Below are 2,160 nucleotides of genomic sequence, written 5' to 3'. Positions count from 1 at the left end.
CGGGACGGCACCGACCGTCCCGCAGTACGGGCACCGGGGCCCGCCGGGCTCAGACCGAGGTCACGATCCGCAGCACGTCCAGCGACTTGGGCGCCGCGTCCGGGTCGTCCCCGTCGTTGACCGCCAGCAGCACGTGCGCCTCCCGCGCGGCCCGGACGGCCTCCGGCCAGCCGGGGTGCCCGAAGTAGGCGGTGGCCGGGGCGTCGGCGCCGACCTCGTGCAGCAGGCTGACCACCCGCAGCACGGCGACGTCCACCAGGGCGGCCTCCGCAGCGTCGCGGAAGATCGCGCCGATGTACTTCTCGGCGGACCAGCGGTCCAGCCAGGTGTCCTCCACCAGGCGGTAGACGGCGTCGGTCACGTCCCCGTACCCCTCCCGGCCGGTCAGCCAGGCCTCCTGCTGGAAGGCGGGGTCGGACAGCATGTGCAGGGCCGAGCGCAGTCGGGCTCGCCAGCGCCACCAGGGCAGGTCGTTGAGCGGCATGCCGCCCATCGTGCTGGAGCGGTGGCCCGGACGAGAAGGGTTTCGGGCGGACCGGTGCGAAGAATCTGTGCTGGCGGACATGAGGAGCGATCGTACGTTCCCGTGCTGTTCGTGCTCCACTCGCGGGATCTACACGCGTTCCCGTCGGGAGTTCGGGACCCGTTTGCCGGGAGTTCACATTTCCGCCCTCTGAGCTTGTGGCGCCAGGGCTTGGCTTGGTCCGGTGCGCCGGAGGGCGCCCCAGAGAGGGAAGACCGATGACCCGCCGAAGGGACGACTCCCAGGCCAGGAACCAGATCGCGCGGCACCGCCGGATCGCGCGACGCCGCCCGATCGCCGCCGCCGCGACCGCCGCGGCCCTGCTCCCCACCCTCTTCTCGGCCTCCGCGTGCGGCGGACCGGCCGATGCCACGACCGGCGCCGAGCTCACCGTCATGACCTGGGCACCGGCCGGCACCGGCTCGGCCGACCGGCCCGGCATGACCGCGCTCGCCGAGGCCATCGGACGCGACGTGAACAACAAGGGCGGGTTAAACGGACGCCGGCTCCGGGTGCTCACCTGCAACGAGCACAACGACGCCGAGGGCGCCAAGGCGTGCGCGCAGCAGGCGGTGGACAACGGTGCGGTCGCCGTCATCGGCTCCTACAGCCAGTGGGGCGACGCCTTCATGCCCGTCCTGGAGCGCGCCGGGATCCCGCTGATCGGCGGCTACGGGCTCTCCCAGCCGGAGTTCAGCAGCCCGCTGTCCTACCCGGTGGACGGCGGCATGCCCGCCCTGATCGGCGGCAGCGGCCGCCAGCTGGTCGACGCCGGGTGCAGATACGTTTCCCTGGTGCGCCCGGACACCCCGGCCGGCGACAACCTGCTCGGCTACCTGGCCAACGCGCTCAAGCCGGCCGGGCTCAAGCTGTTCGACGTCAAGGCGCCCGAGAAGTCCAACGACTACACGCCGGTGGTGCGCAAGGCGGTCGGCAAGGACGAGCCGGGCAACTGCGTGACCGTCGCGCTCGGCGCCGAGCCGACCGGCAACCTGCTGGACGCCTACCGGCGGCTGGGCACGAAGAACACCAGGATCGCCTCGGTGATCGGCAGCGTGCAGCAGTCGGTGGTCGACTCCACCGGCGGCGACAGCGGCCCGCTGGGCGGCGCGTTCGTCACCAGCTGGTACCCGCCGGAGTCGGCGAAGGTGTGGGACGGGCTGCGCGAGGTCGTGCGCGGCGACGTCGGCGGCGGCCGGACCATAGACGTGTCCGACCCCGGCGTGGAGACCACCTGGGTCGCGTACGAGGTGTTCCGCGTGGTCTCGGACAAGCTGACCGCGGCCGGCAAGGCCGTCGGCGCGAAGACGATCACCGCCCTGCTGGACGGCGGCGAGGGCGTCGACGTCGGTCTCACACCGCCGCTGAGCTGGGGCACCACCAACATGCTGCCCAGCACCGAGTCGCCGCGGCTGGTGAACACCTGGGTCACCTACCAGGTGGTGAAGGGCGGCCGGATGACCCTGCAGCAGCCGGGCTTCGTCGACGTCCGCTGGGTGCTCACGGGCAGCAAGCCCCCGGCGTGACGGTGGGCGGGCCGCCCCCCCCCGCGGGGGGGGCCCCCCCCCCCCCCGGCACGGGGCCCGGCCCCCGGGGGGGCCCCGCGGGGCGGGGGGCGCATCCGGAGGAAACACCGG

2 protein-coding genes are annotated in these 2,160 nt (G+C 73.5%); one reads left to right on the top strand and one right to left on the bottom strand.

Annotation, left to right across the window (positions count from 1 at the left end):
• Positions 1-49 precede the first annotated feature (49 nt).
• Positions 50-565, bottom strand: coding sequence for a hypothetical protein (locus AB0O00_RS36695; protein WP_363659036.1), 516 nt, complete (start codon positions 563-565; stop codon positions 50-52).
• 176 nt (positions 566-741) lie between these two features.
• Between AB0O00_RS36695 and AB0O00_RS36690 the strand changes: the two genes are divergently transcribed.
• Complete coding sequence (locus AB0O00_RS36690; protein WP_363659035.1) at positions 742-2,049, top strand: ABC transporter substrate-binding protein; 1,308 nt, start codon at positions 742-744, stop codon at positions 2,047-2,049.
• Positions 2,050-2,160: the final 111 nt, after the last annotated feature.

Origin of the sequence: Kitasatospora sp. NPDC093558, assembly GCF_040683475.1 — a bacterium.
Classification (GTDB): domain Bacteria; phylum Actinomycetota; class Actinomycetes; order Streptomycetales; family Streptomycetaceae; genus Kitasatospora.
Note: the sequence above shows the minus strand (reverse complement) of the source record. Positions and strands in the feature narration are given on the sequence as shown.